The organism is Metallosphaera sp. D4-4, from assembly GCF_046245145.1.
Taxonomy (GTDB): domain Archaea; phylum Thermoproteota; class Thermoprotei_A; order Sulfolobales; family Sulfolobaceae; genus Metallosphaera; species Metallosphaera sedula.
This window is the reverse complement of sequence record NZ_CP176412.1, coordinates 112,916-127,618: the sequence shown is the minus strand read 5'-3', so window position 1 is coordinate 127,618 and position 14,703 is coordinate 112,916. Positions and strand designations below refer to the sequence as shown.

16 protein-coding genes and 1 rRNA gene are annotated in these 14,703 nt (G+C 46.8%); 11 read left to right on the top strand and 6 right to left on the bottom strand.

Annotated features, from left to right (window positions below):
* Window positions 1–9: 9 nt before the first annotated feature.
* Window positions 10–396 (top strand): hypothetical protein, encoded by a 387-nt coding sequence (locus ACI49J_RS00800; RefSeq protein ID WP_240253634.1) that lies wholly within the window; start codon window positions 10–12, stop codon window positions 394–396.
* On the opposite strand, the gene ACI49J_RS00795 is transcribed toward ACI49J_RS00800, so the two are convergent.
* Entirely contained in the window at window positions 373–729 is a 357-nt protein-coding gene (locus ACI49J_RS00795) for a hypothetical protein (protein ID WP_240253633.1), read from the bottom strand. The two genes, ACI49J_RS00800 and ACI49J_RS00795, sit on opposite strands and share 24 nt — an antisense overlap.
* A gap of 53 nt (window positions 730–782) precedes the next feature.
* Between ACI49J_RS00795 and ACI49J_RS00790 the strand changes: the two genes are divergently transcribed.
* Entirely contained in the window at window positions 783–1,622 is an 840-nt protein-coding gene (locus tag ACI49J_RS00790) for an alcohol dehydrogenase (protein ID WP_240253631.1), read from the top strand.
* Here the strand turns inward: ACI49J_RS00790 and ACI49J_RS00785 are convergent.
* A complete protein-coding gene (locus ACI49J_RS00785) occupies window positions 1,617–2,822 on the bottom strand; it encodes a PLP-dependent aminotransferase family protein (protein WP_240253629.1) in 1,206 nt (401 codons plus the stop codon). The genes ACI49J_RS00790 and ACI49J_RS00785 overlap by 6 nt on opposite strands.
* A 38-nt stretch (window positions 2,823–2,860) precedes the next feature.
* Here ACI49J_RS00785 and ACI49J_RS00780 point away from each other — a divergent pair, with 38 nt between their 5' ends.
* A complete protein-coding gene (locus ACI49J_RS00780) occupies window positions 2,861–3,658 on the top strand; it encodes a nicotinamide mononucleotide deamidase-related protein (protein WP_404809769.1) in 798 nt (265 codons plus the stop codon).
* On the opposite strand, the gene ACI49J_RS00775 is transcribed toward ACI49J_RS00780, so the two are convergent.
* Genes ACI49J_RS00775 through ACI49J_RS00760 form a run of 4 tightly spaced genes read right to left on the bottom strand, consistent with a single transcriptional unit; the run spans window position 3,635 to window position 8,089 of the window.
* Window positions 3,635–4,384, bottom strand: a complete 750-nt coding sequence (locus tag ACI49J_RS00775) for an alpha/beta fold hydrolase (protein WP_240253625.1) — start codon at window positions 4,382–4,384, stop codon at window positions 3,635–3,637. The genes ACI49J_RS00780 and ACI49J_RS00775 overlap by 24 nt on opposite strands.
* Window positions 4,385–6,007 carry a phenylalanine--tRNA ligase subunit beta gene (gene pheT, locus ACI49J_RS00770; RefSeq protein WP_240253623.1) on the bottom strand — a complete coding sequence of 541 codons (1,623 nt, stop codon included), beginning with the start codon at window positions 6,005–6,007 and terminating at the stop codon, window positions 4,385–4,387.
* Window positions 6,007–7,404, bottom strand: a complete 1,398-nt coding sequence (locus ACI49J_RS00765; RefSeq protein WP_240253622.1) for a phenylalanine--tRNA ligase subunit alpha — start codon at window positions 7,402–7,404, stop codon at window positions 6,007–6,009. Before ACI49J_RS00765 ends, pheT begins: the two co-directional genes overlap by 1 nt.
* A 4-nt stretch (window positions 7,405–7,408) precedes the next feature.
* Window positions 7,409–8,089, bottom strand: coding sequence for a metal-dependent hydrolase (locus ACI49J_RS00760; RefSeq protein WP_240253620.1), 681 nt, complete (start codon window positions 8,087–8,089; stop codon window positions 7,409–7,411).
* A 52-nt stretch (window positions 8,090–8,141) separates the two neighbouring features.
* Between ACI49J_RS00760 and map the strand changes: the two genes are divergently transcribed.
* The 8 genes from map to rpl7ae all read left to right on the top strand — a co-directional run bounded on the left by map (window position 8,142) and on the right by rpl7ae (window position 14,596).
* Window positions 8,142–9,035: a type II methionyl aminopeptidase gene (gene map / locus ACI49J_RS00755; RefSeq protein WP_240253618.1), complete on the top strand. Its 894-nt coding sequence runs from the start codon at window positions 8,142–8,144 to the stop codon at window positions 9,033–9,035.
* A 59-nt stretch (window positions 9,036–9,094) separates the two neighbouring features.
* Window positions 9,095–10,240 carry a DUF1512 domain-containing protein gene (locus ACI49J_RS00750; RefSeq protein WP_012022053.1) on the top strand — a complete coding sequence of 382 codons (1,146 nt, stop codon included), beginning with the start codon at window positions 9,095–9,097 and terminating at the stop codon, window positions 10,238–10,240.
* 6 nt (window positions 10,241–10,246) lie between these two features.
* A complete protein-coding gene (locus ACI49J_RS00745) occupies window positions 10,247–10,441 on the top strand; it encodes a hypothetical protein (protein ID WP_012022054.1) in 195 nt (64 codons plus the stop codon).
* A 33-nt stretch (window positions 10,442–10,474) separates the two neighbouring features.
* Window positions 10,475–10,593: ribosomal RNA gene (gene rrf, locus ACI49J_RS00740) — 5S ribosomal RNA — on the top strand.
* 31 nt (window positions 10,594–10,624) lie between these two features.
* Window positions 10,625–11,791: an HD domain-containing protein gene (locus tag ACI49J_RS00735; protein ID WP_012022055.1), complete on the top strand. Its 1,167-nt coding sequence runs from the start codon at window positions 10,625–10,627 to the stop codon at window positions 11,789–11,791.
* Window positions 11,788–12,456: a phosphoglycolate phosphatase gene (locus ACI49J_RS00730; protein ID WP_240253616.1), complete on the top strand. Its 669-nt coding sequence runs from the start codon at window positions 11,788–11,790 to the stop codon at window positions 12,454–12,456. Before ACI49J_RS00735 ends, ACI49J_RS00730 begins: the two co-directional genes overlap by 4 nt.
* Window positions 12,456–14,156, top strand: coding sequence for a glutamate--tRNA ligase (locus ACI49J_RS00725; protein ID WP_240253613.1), 1,701 nt, complete (start codon window positions 12,456–12,458; stop codon window positions 14,154–14,156). The genes ACI49J_RS00730 and ACI49J_RS00725 overlap by 1 nt, the downstream gene beginning before the upstream one ends.
* 62 nt (window positions 14,157–14,218) lie before the next feature.
* Window positions 14,219–14,596, top strand: coding sequence for a 50S ribosomal protein L7Ae (rpl7ae, locus tag ACI49J_RS00720; RefSeq protein ID WP_012022058.1), 378 nt, complete (start codon window positions 14,219–14,221; stop codon window positions 14,594–14,596).
* Window positions 14,597–14,703 lie beyond the last annotated feature (107 nt).

Here is a 14,703-nt window from a genome sequence, read left to right as displayed (position 1 = left end):
GAGGTAATTATGAGTGTAGAGGATAATCTTAAGCCAAGTATTATGTTGATATCACCCACAGATATAGAACTAGATATAAAGAAGCTCGAAGAACAGTTAAAACTTCATCAAGACCAGGAGAGCGACAACGTCCAAAAGATTAAGGAGGATATGCAGAGGCTCTGGGACTTCGTATCGTGGTTAAGGGTAGCACAAGTGCAAGGTGTATGGAAGTCTAAAACCTGCAGACACTCAATAAACGGGAGATGTAATGCGTGGAATGTAAGTGAACCGGAAAGGATAGGTTTAAGCTCGGAATACGTTGAAGCTGGAAGTGACAACATAAAACATGTGGTGGTAGAGAAATACCCCCACTTCTGCATTACATGCCCGTTATACGAGGCCAAGAGAAGTTAAGATCTTTCTTTTATCCCTTTCATCCAGAACCTTTTTCAAGAGATCCAGTTTTTCCGATTGCAGGTCCTGGTTCTCTGATAGCAGGTCCAGCAAGCTTTCAGCTAGATCATCCACGATGAGACGAGCTATATACTTCTTCTCCTCCTCATCGGCAATGCTCAACGCCCTTAATATCGTCAAGTCGCTTGCGTGGGTTCTCCCCTTGTAAAACTTGACAATAGAGGCCGGAGATACTCCCAAATCCCTAGCTAATTCACTTTTACTCCTCTTTTCCAGGAGAAGTGCTACTATTTTCTCCCTACACTCTTTACTTATGTTGTGAACAGCACGCATTCAGACGTAGTTTAACTTTAATTCTATTAACTTCATCACTGCTTTTGTCCTAAATGAAATCGATAGTATTCAACCAAGGTATTATTGAAGCTGAAGTGCCTGAAATACCTGTGAGCAGAAATTTTGTAGAGATATCTACTGAGGAAGCACTCATAGACGGAATTGAAAATGGGATATATCTAGGCCTAATTTGGGTTAGACCGGGTACTATTCTCGGAGGAGTGGGTTTAGGAAGAGTGAGGGATGTTGGAGTTGATGTTGATGAATCCCTCATAGGGAAATTAGTTTTAGTCACTCCCTTCTCTAAGGCCTTTGGCGGTATTGGGACTGAGATTCATGGTGTATTAGCGGAAAGAGCTGTAATACCGGCGGACGCCCTAGTGAGCCTGCCTGAAGGAATGGACGAGAGAGCCCTACTGCTTCCCTTCGTCTCCATGGCCCTCGAAATAAGGGAAAAAGTTAGGGGCGGTTCGGTTCTCGCTATTGGCAATGGTTTGCTCACTAGGATCCTCGCAGATTTGGTGAGTGACCTTGCAATAATTGAGGACGATGATACCTCGTCTAAGAGAAGTGCCGCGTTAGAGAGAACATGGGATTACGTTGTTGTCTCCACCATTAGGGGATGGGCCAGACACCTAGCAGAGAAGCTCATTAGTCCAGGCGGTAAAATCATTGTTCCAAAGTTTATGAATTCATGGCCACCCTTGACTCCTCGATCTAGTGAAATGGTGTACCCGTTTGTGAGAAAGGACGCCTTTAAGCATCTAGACAGTAAAGAGAGCGAGAAATTATTGAAAAACTTCGTTGGGAAATCTGACAATATAATTGCATCAATACCTACTTCGAAACCTGGAATAATAGTAAGTATGAAAAAGTTAAACAGAAATTCATAGCTTAGATTTTATTAGATTACCTAAGATTTCTATACCCTTCTCTATCTCCTCCTTACTGGGGAAACTGAAGTTTATTCGCATGGTATTTGCCCCACTATAGTCGTAATAGAAGCTATTACCTGGCACGTAGGCCACTCCCTTTAACATAGCCTCTTGCAGTAGTTGAGTGGTATTGAACTTCTCAGGTAACCAAGTGAACACGAACATTCCACCCACAGGCTTAGTTCTCTTCACTACAGATGGGAAGTACTTGTCCATTGCCTGTATCATGTAGTCCCTCTTCTGTTTGTAGAGGGCCTTGGTTTTGGGCAAGTTAGATTGTATTACCCCCCTCCTTATGGCCTCTGCAGCTATAAACTGGTTCAATGAAGGCGTGTGAAGGTCCACGTTTTGCTTGAAGAGCTCCACTTCCCTTATTATTTCTTCGTCGGCCACTATCCATCCTAATCTAAGACCTGGAGATAGGATCTTGCTAAAGGTACCAAGATAGATTACTCTACCCTCCTTGTCTAATGCCTTGAGAGGGGGAGGGTTATCTCCCTCGAACACCAGAAATCCGTACGCATCATCCTCCACTACCAAGAAGTCATATGAGGAGGCAAGTTCCATAAGATACTTCCTATCATCCAGGTACATTGTCGTGCCAGCAGGGTTCTGAGCTGTGGGAATAACATACATGAGTTTAATCCTCTTCCCTTCCGATTTCAGCTTCTTTAGCTGGGACTCGAGAGCGTGTAGATCAGGACCCTTATCTGTGACGGTGACTCCATGAAATTGGGGCTTCCTGGTACGAAGGACATTGAGGGCGGTAAGATAAGTGGGTTTCTCCACAATCACGTTATCTCCTGGATCTACGAGGACATTAAATAGGATGAAGAGGGCCTCCTGACTCCCCACGCTCACGAAAATATTATTTTCACTTATCCCAGTGATTCCCCTAAGTCCCGAGAAAGATACTAACTGTTTCCTAAGCTCCGCAACTCCTGCTGTTGCGGTATATTGTAGTGCAGACGAGGACTTAGTTTCAAGTATCTCATCTGTTATCTTTTTTATGTCCTCTACCGGGAAAGTGGAGGGATCAGGTAAACCACCAGCGAAACTTATTACACTTTTTCCCTCGGTGAGCTTTAGTAAGTCCCTTATCTCTGAGGACTTAAGCCCCTTGGTTTCATTTGAGAAGAAGCCTTCCCATTTGCCCATAAATTCTATAGTTCGATATGGCTTTTATTATTATGCGTATGCTATATACGGCAGAGATATTAACTATAGGAAATGAGCTACTGACTGGCAGAACTGTAAATACCAATGCCTCTTACATAGCTTCAAGGCTAACACTCATGGGTTTCTCCGTTAGAAGGATCACTGCGATTAGGGATGAGCTAGAAGAAATAGCTAGTGTGATAAAGGAAATCCTGGGGAGGAGTCCTGCCATCGTGGTAGTCAGTGGGGGATTAGGACCCACATACGATGATATGACAGCGGAAGGTATTGCCAAAGGTCTAGACCGGAAACTAGTTATGAATGAGGATGCCCTAAGGGAACTAAGGGAGAAGTACCAAACCAGGGGCCTACCCTTGACCCAGGAGAGACTAAAAATGGCTCTCCTACCTGAAGGGGCAAAACCCATAAGGAACGAGGCCGGGATTGCACCAGGCTTCACGCTTAACGTTGACGGGACTGACATTGTGGTCACTCCAGGTGTACCAAGGGAGATGGAGAGCGTCCTAGAGAATTTCCTAAACCACATGCTAACCAGACGTCCTCCTGTATACTATTACGAAGAGAGTTTCCTAGTAAGGGGAGTTATGGAGTCCACTCTGGCTCCCCACATAAAGGGGATAGTTAAGGAAACCGGAGTCTACATAAAGACCCATCCAAAGGGGCACGAAACTAGGGAACCCTATCTGGAAGTTCAAATAGCGTATAGCGGTGAGAATCCTGATAGAGTGAAGGAAATTGTGAGGAGTGTAAATGAAAGGATAAAGGCCATAGTTAAGGAATTGGGTGGCACGCTAGATAGAGTTCAGAATTCTTAGCAGTTCTCCAGGAGTCTCCAAGTTTGGAAAATGACCGGTCTCAGGAATCTCAAAGTAATTAGCCTTGGCCTTCCTAAAGACTTCTATATTTGCCTTAAGTCTGTCCTCGCTCCCATAGATTAGGGTGAGGCCTTCAAGCTTGCATATCTCGGATTCGTAGTTTGGAGCCTCCAAAAGTCCCCTTACCGTATTGATGTAGCCCACAACTGACGTATTCCTATAGAGTTGAAGGAATTTAGACCATAACCAGAAGGACTGCGTTATCTTGGTAGGAATCTCCCCATTAAGCCTCCTATAGAACGCCAAGGCCTCCATTCCGAATCTAGTGGCAATGTCCATATACCTCATGTAGGGTATGGGATCTGGTGCCCTATACAGTGCCCCCATGAGTACCAGTTTGCTTACTGGGTTCTTTAGGGCATACTCTATCGCAATGAGTGAACCTATGGAGTGTCCCACCACAATTGGATCCTTCACACCTAGATATTCCAACAGGGCTTTCAAGTCTTGAGCATGATCTGAAATTGTGTATCTTGAGGGAGGGACTGAGCTTTTCCCATGTCCCCTCAAGTCATACGTTATGACCCAGAACTTTGAAGCTAGATCATTAACCACAAGCTCCCAGCTTTGAGTAGCTCCAGCTAAATGGTGTATCATTACCAATGGTTTCCCAATACCATTTACCTCATAATGAAGATCCACATCGGCTAACTCCAGGACTGGCATTCACATCACCCTCCTCAAGGCATCCAGATCAAGTTCTGCTAGTAACACGGGGTATAATAGACCAAAACTCCTTAATAACTCTGGATTTGCCTCACCCAACCTGCCAATTGTCTCGCCCTTGACAACCACTTCAGCTGATCTTCCTTTCATGAAGATGTCGCTCTCGAACCTCCTGTAGGAAGGAGCAACTCCCAAGAGATTGAGTAATACCTCGTGCAGTGGGGCCTGAAGCATCTCGTAACTCACCCTGCTGTCCATAATGGCCATGGACAGCCTAGTTGAGTTAGAGTATTTGGTGTCCTTACTCTCATCCCTGTTAACCACGTCACCTATCTCAAATATCCTCACAGGAAACCTAGAGTGCTGGTTATTTGATAGGAACACAAGGCTATTCCACAGCAACGAGTTGCGAACGGAATCGTATTCCACAGAGATCGGATTAGCTATGTTTACCGCCTCCCCCCTCTGGTAACTGGACTTTGTTAAGACAAGCGTATATACTTCTTGAAACCCTGCCCCCACAAGTAGGGTTCTTAACTTTCTGTAAATTTCAGACTTTTCCGAAAGGGACCCCCTACTCGCGGTTCTTCCCGACTCCAGCGTAAAGCGATCGTACCCGTAAGCCATTGCGATATCCTCTGCCACATCTGTGTAGTTCATTATATCGACCCTGTACGGTGGAACTATAACCGCGAGATCCTTGTTAGTCTCCACCTCCATTCTCATCATTCTGATCAAGTTGATGGCCTCATCCCTAGATACGTGAATTCCTAGTCTCTTATTCACATCGTCCAAACTAAATGGAACTGAGGTGTGCCTCAACACGGGTGACCTATCGACACTCATCCCCCTTACCTTTACTCTCCCAATTATCCCACCCAGTTCAGCTAGAGCCGTGGCCAGGAGATCCATTGTCTCCATAACGGACTCAAAGTTCGTTCCCGTAACGTCAATGAGGAGCGACTTGGTATTACCAGTGATCTTCGTCCTGTCCGAGTTAATAACCGGAGGTACGCTCAGGATCCCCCTCTCGTCCATTATTGCAGGGGAGTTGCTGTCCCAGACGGATATGTTTCCGTACTGTTTCCCCTGCGGTGTCTCTTGCAGGACATCCCTTACGCTCATTTCCCTTTCCTGGTTTAGTGGAATGAAAGTGGTAGAGAGGGAAACTGGGGCATATCTAATTATTTTCCCTTCTACCTTCTCAAGATCGTGTATTCCAATGGCGACCTTCTTCCTTCTCCTTCCTATGGTATCATGGAGTTTTTCCTGAAACTGGATCAGCTCCTTTAGGTAGAAATCTGGACTAAGCTTCACATTGTAAACTACGCAGGCAAGAGCGTATGGTCTCGAGGTCACCTTTTCGACCTCAAGAATGTAATCCGTATCCTTAACGGGGTAACTGGGCTCCCCCAGTTCCTTGCCTGTTATTCCCTTTAACGCCCTCACAATCCCGCCGAGGCTCAGCATGTCCAACCTATCAGCGTTTACCTCTATGGAATACTCGTCCTGACTTACTGGTGAGACTTCGGATTTCAACTTGAACAGATAGTCCACCAATTCTTGTTCGTTCAACCCCGTCATATCCTGCAGTATCCACTTGTTCAGGTTGATGGTTGGCATTAGATCACCCTCCTCGATCTCAAGTACTCTATATCAAGCGAGTATAGATCCCTTATATCCTTGACACCTAGAAAGAGCATGGCCAATCTGTCTATACCTATCCCCCATGCTCCTGCTGGTGAGAAAACTCCTGCTGGTTCCGTAACTTCCTTTCTGAGTAGTCCTGCCCCAGCCATCTCCACCCAACCTAGGCCCTCAATGAAACCGTAAACCTCGACGCTGGGCTCGGTGAATGGGAAATACCCAGGCTTGAACTTTACCTGCTTAACCCCAAGTCCCTGAAATATATCACGTAAAGTAGAAAGGAGGTCCCTGAACGTGAAGTCCTCCTCTATGACCAGTCCATCCATCTGATGAAACTCTATGAGATGAGTAGCGTCAATGGAGTCTGGCCTAAACACCTTACCTATGGTAAAGGCTCTTATTCTCTTTGGTGCACTGCTCAATACCCTGGCAGTAACAGCGGTGGTCTGACTCCTTAGAACAAGCCTTCTTGCGTTATCCTCGCTCCAAGAATATCTCCACCACTTCTCGTGGACCTCCTTAACCTTCCTAACGAGGTCAGAACCAGGTAAGTTACCCTTTCCCTCAATCACAAAGGAATCGTGAATTTCCCTGGCCGGATGATCCTGTGGCTGGAACAACATGTCGAAATTGAAGAATTCAGTCTCCACGAAGTCTCCAGACACTTCCACGAAACCAAGCCCCACCATGAGGTCCTTCACTTTCTCAATGAAGTCCCTAAAGTAGTGGGTCTTCCCTATGGGAAAGAAAGGCGGATTAGCCTCCACGTTGTAGGGTTTAAACTCGTATTCTCTCCAAGAACCCGTGGTTAGCATCTCGTGAGTTACGTAAAGTTCGGCCGGTCTTGTCTCCACCTCCCTCAGGAGTCGAACCCTTAGCATCTTCTCCTCCTTCACCTCAACAAGTTTCCTCCTTAGAAGGATCTCTAGAACCTCGCCAGTAGGTTCCTTTCCAGCCTGCAGATCCTTTAACGCCGTGTACTCAGGTGATACGTACTGCGAAACCTTGGGTATTACCGTGTCGTTCTCCAAGGTTATTAATCCCTTTCTTCTGGCCCATCCGAACCCTATTTCAAAATCCTTGCCCAGTGCATTTCTCAACTCCTGGATCTTTAAGGGTCTTCCGTTGAGGAGAGTAACTAAACGGTCCTCTGGAAGCCCTTGTTCGGCCCTAAGTTTTCCCTCGTCCGTTAGTCTGACTACTTTCCTGGTCTCCTCTGAGATGACTTTCACTATACCTTTAGATTCTAGGGTTGCGATAATACTAAACACTGAGCTCAGGGGAAGACCTATTCCCTCTGCAATCTCCTGGGAGGTTGATTCCTTTCTCCTCTTTAAAAAATCCAAGATTTTGATCTCGTTCTCGCTCAGCATTACCCTACAACTCGATGGACTGGCCTGGCTGTAGTAGAATCGCCTCGTATCCCTTGTCCTTAACTCCCTTCACAAACTCCTGTGGATCTACCCTTATCATGTCCCACGTGTTAAAGTGTATGGGAATTGCTGCCTTTCTTGGCTTTATCATGTCAACAGCAATAACTGCTTGCCTCGGATCCATGGTAAATCTCCCGCCTATGGGCAAGAGCGCGTAGTCTGGTTGGAAAACTTGGCCTATTAGTTTCATGTCCTCGAAGAGTCCGGTATCTCCAGCGTGGTAAATCGTGGTGCGGCCATCAGAGACCACTATCCCTGTGGGATCGCTGTGCTCACTGGAGTGAACCGCCTTGGTAAGAGCCAGCCTTATCCCCTCGTGCTCCACGTAGCCACCAACGTTTGCTGGAATCAGTTGTGCCTCTGGGACCTTAAACTGATTTACGAGGTACATCTCCAGATCGAAGGTCGCAAAGAGCTTTGCGTTACTATTCATCTTTAGTATTTCCACAGCGTCTCCCAAGTGGTCGTAGTGGTCGTGTGTAACCCCAACTACGCTTACGCCTTCCAGGTAGTTAAGCTTCACTGGGGAAAGCGGATTGTCCTTGATTAGGGGGTCTATTATCACCCTTTTACCTGAAATAAGTATTTCCACTGCCGCGTGGCCTAACCATCTAATTTGGGACATGGGACATTGTATTAGGCTAAAAATAAAAATTTCATTCACGTATTTTCTTTCCATGACCGAGGACGAATTAAAGCTAGTAAAGACTGCAGGCGAGATAGCTTCTAGGGCCAGGGATATGGGTGCTAGAATGATAAAACCAGGTGTCAAGGTCATTGACGTCTGTGAGACCGTAGAAAAGGCCATAATAGAGGCTGGAGCTAAACCCGCCTTTCCCTGCAACCTTTCCATAAACCACGAGGCGGCGCACTATAGCCCAGTAATTGGAGACGAGAAAGTGATTCCTGAGGGAGCAATAGTAAAGCTGGACATAGGTGCCCACATAGAGGGTTACATAACCGACACTGCGGTAACTGTTTACCTCGACGATAGAATGGAAAGATTGGCTGAGGCTGCCAAGGACGCACTGAAATCCGCCATTTCCAATTTCAAGATGGGCGCATCACTCTCGGATATTGGGAGGGTTATTGAGAAGACTATAAAGGGATACGGATTCAAACCCATAAGGAATCTTGGGGGACATCTAATCAGAAGATACGAGCTCCACGCTGGCATCTTTGTACCTAACGTCTTCGAAAGGATCTCGGGAAGAATCCAGGGAGGAAATACCTACGCGATTGAACCATTTGCCACTGATGGTGGTGGAGAGGTCGTTGAGGGAAAGGACATGACAATTTACTCATTGCGATCGAAACAGTTGAGGGGGTTAACCGAAATCGAGAGGAAATACCTGGAGGAGATTGATAAAAGGTTCAAGACATTGCCCTTCTCTGAAAGGTGGCTAGCGGACCTTGGTGGGAAAGAAGAGGTTGAGCAGACCCTTAGGAACCTAAGCAAACGCGGAGCACTTCACGCCTACCCAGTTCTACTAGAGGTCAGAAAGGGTATGGTGTCCCAATTTGAACATACAGTTTACGTCGACGAGAAGGGAACTCTCGTTTTAACCTGAGGTTACTGGTACTTTGATAAAAGTTTAATTTCTCACAAACGCGTGTCTATACGAACATTATGAATGGATTAATAATAGCTCTTGCACAGACCAGTAGTCAAGGTCAAAGCGGGGCAGCCTTGGCGTTCTCGTATATATTTTACATCTTTTTCATCGCCCTTCTAGCCCTTTCATTCTTCCCAGGAGTTCAGCAAAAAACCCAGATCATGTTCCTGAGCAGGGATGTTGAACAGAAGCTTCAGATGATAGAGGGTTACCTTAAGGACTCCAGGGGACTAACTGAGAAACTCTTGAAGGATAAGGGATTTGCTGATCCGAAGGCTTTCGTGGACAGGATAATAGATAGGTTCGTGATAGACCCGGTTAGCGTTGAGCCAACAGATATCATAAACAGAATGAAGCTCCTCATGAGAAGCAACGAGGACACAGTGAGGGAGATGATCACTGCAGCTAACCCAAACATCGATCCCATGACTAGGAGCCAGATAGAAATTTCCACCGAAGTAGTGAACGCGCTCAACCTGATTTACAAGGTGATTAGACATTACCTCATTATGGCAAAGAAACTAAACAGCATCATGATAATGTACCAACTCCAGATGGTAGCTCCCATCTACGTGAAGTATGCGGAGGCATATGCCAAGGCACAGAAGGTGTTCCTTCAGGGAATACCCATAGGAGACGGACTTGGTCCCTTGGTTGCCTCAAGGTTTTTGATGAAGGCTGACCAAAAATTCACCGTCAGCAAGGATACTATAGCTGGGTCAATTGAATTTGAAGGAAGAAAAATAGTCGTAGTTAAGGCAGAGGGCCCCATGGCAACTGTGGGTACGCCAGGTGAAGGGGTACAGAACGTAATAGAGAGGGAAGGCGGAAGAGTTTCCAGGATAATAACGGTAGACGCGGCGCTGAAGCTGGAGGGAGAGGAGACGGGTTCCGTGGCAGAAGGTATGGGTGTAGCAATGGGTGACCCAGGACCTGAAAAGATAGCCATAGAGAGGGTAGCAGTAAAGTACGGAATACCCATTGACGCAGTCATAGTTAAGATGAGCATGGAGGAGGCAATCACAGAGATGAGGAAAGAAGTGTACCAGGCAGCTGATAAGGCCATAGAGTACGTAAAAAGAATTATCCTAGAAAGGACGAAACCCGGAAGTACTGTCGTAGTGGTTGGAGTAGGTAACACCGCGGGCATAGCCCAGTGATAGGGAATGGCAATAAGCGTTGATTCCAAGCAAAATCTGAAGGTTAAAACTCTCATAAAATGCATGCAATGCGATTACACTCAAGAGAGAGACTTCCAGGTAGGTGACTTTGTACTCAAACTTGTGGGTAATTGTCCCAAGGATAATGGCCCACTCTACATTGCTGGAATATATGCTGAGTCCATAACACCTAAGAAATAATTTTTTAAGGCAGATCTGACTAGATAATTTTGTCCACCCGGCCATAGCGGGGGAGCAACACCCGGACTCATCTCGAACCCGGAAGTAAAGTCCCCTGCGTTGGGGATGCGGTGGGATCCGAAAGGGCCCGCAGCTACCCCAAGCTGGGATGGACTTTTAATTTTACATTTTGCATTATTGCCCATGAAGAGGATATTTGATGAAGTTCATGGCTCTATAGAGTTAGACGATCTATCTGTTAAGCTAGCGGATTTACCTGAATTCCAGAGATTGAGAAGAATTAGACAGACCAGTCTGGCATACACTGTCTACCCTGGAGCTAATCACACAAGGTTCAGTCACTCCTTGGGTACTTACTACTTGGCTGATAAGATAGGAAATAAACTGCTAAAAGAAGGAGCCATTACCGGCGAGGAGTTAACCCTTGTCAAGATATCGGCCCTCATTCATGACCTAGGTCAGTTCCCCTTCAGCCATGCAATCGAAAGTTTCTATATCACGAAGGGCCTTGGAAATAAAGAGCTCAGGGACCTGATTCTCAAGAGTCACATCTCTGACATACTGGACGACTATGGAATAGATCACAAGAAAGTTAGGGATCTCCTTAACGGAACTAGCATGCTGACCTCAGTAATTGATGGGGATGTTGATGTTGACAGGATGGATTATCTAATAAGGGACTCCACGCACACTGGAATTCAACTGGGAAGAATAGACCTAGATAGACTAATCTTCACAATCTCCTACAGGGAAAATGGAATTTCGATCCAGGACAAGGGAATAATAAGTTTAGAGAACTTCTACCTGTCAAGACTTCACATGTACCAGGCGGTGTACTATCATAAGACAATCCTAGGGTATGAACTATTTCTCAGAAGCATTTACTCAAAACTCCTAGAGGAGTGCGAAACCAGACTTGAGGTGGAAGACATCAAGGAAATGATAGAAAGGGGCACTTTCCCCTACTGGGATGATGAGTGGGTGTTCGGATCCCTGTACAGATGCTACTCCGCCAATCCCAACTCAACTACGTCTCAAATGATCAAGGATTTCCTAGACAGGAGAGGACCTAAGGTCGTTTATGAGGAAATAAGCTATGATAATGAAAAGGACACAAAATTCAACGAGGTAACAGATAGACTTGCGAGACATATCCCCCAAGATTCTCTTTATCCCTTTGAGGAAAAAATCTCGATCCTGGATAAGTCCAGGATAAGGGTGATGACTAAGGACAGGGAAATAGACCTGGATGGTTATCCTACTCTCCTCAGGTCAATACCCGAGAGACTTATCATTAGAAGAGTTTATGTCGATAGAAGGTTTGTCAATAGAGCCAGGGAAATAATTTGATCAAGTTGCTTCTAACGGATCTAGACGGTACCCTAACAGAGGACAGGGGTACCTACGTAGTGGACATAGACGCGATCAAGGCACTCAGGAGAGCAGAGAAGGCAGGTATCAGGGTGGCCCTGGTCAGCGGAAACTCATACCCTGTTTTAAGGGGATTACACAACTACCTGGGACTAAGCGGGGGGTTAGTTGCTGAAAACGGTTGCTTCGTTTTTCATGGGGGAGTAACTTTCAGGGTCTGTGAAACCGTCCCTAGGGAAGTAGTCTCAGAGTTCGCGAAAACCTTCAACCTTAGGGAGAGCTGGCAGAACGAGTTCAGGAGGTCAGACTTTGGTTTCACCCCGGCTGAATTGAAGGATGAAATGATCAAGTGGGCGGAGGAAAGGGGATTGGTTGTCCAGAGCAGTGGATACGCCCTGCACCTTTCAGGTAAACCTGGGGGGAAGGGGGCTGGGGTTAGAAAGCTTCTGGAACTCGCAAATGTGAAGAGAGAGGAAACTGGAGCGATAGGGGACTCCAGGACCGACATAGAGATGTTCAGGGAAGCAGGAATCACGGCCGCGGTGTCCAACGCGGACCCAGAGCTGAAGAGAGTGGCGTCGATCTCACTTAAATTAAAAAGCGGAGCAGGAGTTATGGAATTCATTGACATGTTACTGAGTTGATGACCATGGAGTTAGAGGAAATTGTATACAAGTATGCCCTCTGGAACGCGGTGAAACACAACGGACAGGCCCAGGTAGGCCCCGTTGTGAGTAAGGTTTTCGCCGAGAGGCCAGAGCTTAAGGCGAACGCCAAGGAAGTGGTTAAACTCGCCGAGAAGATGGTTGCAAAGGTTAACGCGATGTCCCTGGAACAACAGACTGCGGAGTTGCAGAAGTACCCTGAGCTTCTGGAGGAGAGGAAGAAGGAGGAGAAAAAGACTCTCTCCCCGCTTCCAAACGTTAAGGGCACTGTGGTCACGAGGTTTGCCCCGAACCCCGATGGTCCACTTCACCTGGGTAACGCCAGGGCAGCGGTCCTGTCCTTCGAGTATGCCAAGATGTATAAGGGCAAATTCATCCTAAGGTTTGACGACACCGATCCCAAGGTGAAGAAACCCATTAAGGAGGCTTACGACTGGATCAGGGACGATTTAAGATGGCTCAACATCACGTGGGATCTTGAGTTTAAGGCCTCGGAGAGAATGAGCGCCTACTACAATGTGGCTAAGGTGATGCTCGAGAAGGGGTTTGCCTACGTTGATACCCTTAGTGACGCGGAGTTCAAGGCGTGGAGGGACTCAAGGAACAAAACCGTGTATAAGCCCAGGACCAATCCACCGGAGGTCAACCTCGAGCTCTGGGAGAAGATGCTGAACGGCGATTTTGACGAGGGTAAAGCTGTGGTGAGGATAAAGACGAATCCGGAGGACCCTGATCCCTCAAAGATCGACTGGGTAATGCTCAGGATCATTGATACCAAGAGAAACCCCCACCCCATCGCAGGGGATAAGTTCAGGGTATGGCCCACATACAATTTCGCCACGGCCGTGGATGATCACGAGTTCGGGATAACCCATATCCTCCGTGCAAAGGAGCACATGACCAACACCGAGAAACAGAGATGGGTCTACGATTACATGGGATGGGAAATGCCAACCGTCCTTGAATTTGGAAGACTGAAACTTGAGGGTTTTATGATGAGCAAGTCCAAGATCAGGGGGATGCTGGAGACCGGGTCAGAGAGAGACGATCCTAGGTTACCCACTCTAGCAGGGTTAAGGAGGAGGGGGATCATACCCGACACCGTGAGAGAGATCATCATCCAGGTGGGATTGAAGGTGACAGACGCGACCATTAGCTTCGATAATATAGCCTCTGTTAATAGGAAACTCCTGGATCCCGTTGCCAAGAGGCTCATGTTTGTCAGGGAAGGGGTACTCTTTAAACTGGAGATCCCCCAGGAGATGAAGGCCAAGGTTCCCCTAATACCTGCGAGACAGGAGTTTAGGGAGATCTTCGTGAAACCTGGTGACGAGATTTACCTGGATAAGGGCGATGTTGAGGAGGGGAAGGTAGTGAGGCTCATGGACCTCTGCAACGTTAAGATAGAGGGAGACAGATTGAGGTTCCTCAGCCAGGATCTAGAGTCTGCCAAGAGAATGGGAGCTAACATAATCCAGTGGGTGAAGAAAAGTGAAAGCAAGAGCGTGAACGTGATAAAGGCTGATCCAAACAAGGATGTCGAGGAGATCAGGGGCTACGGCGAGGGGTACTTTGAGACCCTAAAGCCAGGGGATATTGTCCAGTTGGTTCGCTACGGATTCGCCAGAGTGGACAGCATATCACGTGGTGAGATTACCATGATATTCGCACATGAGTAACTTTTTAATTCTCGAGGCTTAAAATCCACGGCGTGACGACATAGGAAGGAGGATGAACGCAAATGGCTAAACCATCTTATGTAAAATTCGATGTTCCGCCAGAATTGGCGGAGAAAGCCCTAGAGGCTCTAAAGAAAGCTAAGGAAACAGGTAAGATTAGGAAGGGAACAAACGAAGCTACTAAGGCCATAGAGAGAGGGCAGGCTAAGCTTGTCCTCATTGCAGAGGACGTTCAACCTGAGGAAATAGTAGCACATCTACCACCTTTGTGTGAGGAGAAGAAGATACCATACATTTACGTTCCCACCAAGAAGGGCATAGGCGAAGCTTGCGGACTACAGGTAGGCGCGGCAGCTGCGGCCATATTGGATCCAGGACAGGGCAAGGACGTTTTAGACGAAGTAATAAAGAGAGTCTCGGAGCTTACAGGTAAGTCTTAATTTTTTGACAGGCTTATTTACAAGCCTTTTTTGGAATATTCGTTTTTGATTGATACGTTCTAGTTCTAGGGAATTAAGCGAGTCAGGTGTCATTGACGGAGGTTAAT

Excerpts from the sequence above, each read along its gene's own strand:
- ACI49J_RS00800 (WP_240253634.1), top strand. The coding sequence starts at position 10 with ATGAGTGTAGAGGATAATCTTAAGCCAAGTATTATGTTGATATCACCC.
- ACI49J_RS00785 (WP_240253629.1), bottom strand. The coding sequence starts at position 2,822 with ATGGGCAAATGGGAAGGCTTCTTCTCAAATGAAACCAAGGGGCTTAAG.
- ACI49J_RS00790 (WP_240253631.1), top strand. The coding sequence starts at position 783 with ATGAAATCGATAGTATTCAACCAAGGTATTATTGAAGCTGAAGTGCCT.
- ACI49J_RS00745 (WP_012022054.1), top strand. The coding sequence starts at position 10,247 with ATGGCAATAAGCGTTGATTCCAAGCAAAATCTGAAGGTTAAAACTCTC.
- ACI49J_RS00750 (WP_012022053.1), top strand. The coding sequence starts at position 9,095 with ATGAATGGATTAATAATAGCTCTTGCACAGACCAGTAGTCAAGGTCAA.
- pheT (WP_240253623.1), bottom strand. The coding sequence starts at position 6,007 with ATGCCAACCATCAACCTGAACAAGTGGATACTGCAGGATATGACGGGG.
- ACI49J_RS00725 (WP_240253613.1), top strand. The coding sequence starts at position 12,456 with ATGACCATGGAGTTAGAGGAAATTGTATACAAGTATGCCCTCTGGAAC.
- rpl7ae (WP_012022058.1), top strand. The coding sequence starts at position 14,219 with ATGGCTAAACCATCTTATGTAAAATTCGATGTTCCGCCAGAATTGGCG.
- ACI49J_RS00760 (WP_240253620.1), bottom strand. The coding sequence starts at position 8,089 with ATGTCCCAAATTAGATGGTTAGGCCACGCGGCAGTGGAAATACTTATT.
- ACI49J_RS00765 (WP_240253622.1), bottom strand. The coding sequence starts at position 7,404 with ATGCTGAGCGAGAACGAGATCAAAATCTTGGATTTTTTAAAGAGGAGA.
- ACI49J_RS00795 (WP_240253633.1), bottom strand. The coding sequence starts at position 729 with ATGCGTGCTGTTCACAACATAAGTAAAGAGTGTAGGGAGAAAATAGTA.
- ACI49J_RS00775 (WP_240253625.1), bottom strand. The coding sequence starts at position 4,384 with ATGCCAGTCCTGGAGTTAGCCGATGTGGATCTTCATTATGAGGTAAAT.
- ACI49J_RS00735 (WP_012022055.1), top strand. The coding sequence starts at position 10,625 with ATGAAGAGGATATTTGATGAAGTTCATGGCTCTATAGAGTTAGACGAT.
- ACI49J_RS00780 (WP_404809769.1), top strand. The coding sequence starts at position 2,861 with ATGCTATATACGGCAGAGATATTAACTATAGGAAATGAGCTACTGACT.
- map (WP_240253618.1), top strand. The coding sequence starts at position 8,142 with ATGACCGAGGACGAATTAAAGCTAGTAAAGACTGCAGGCGAGATAGCT.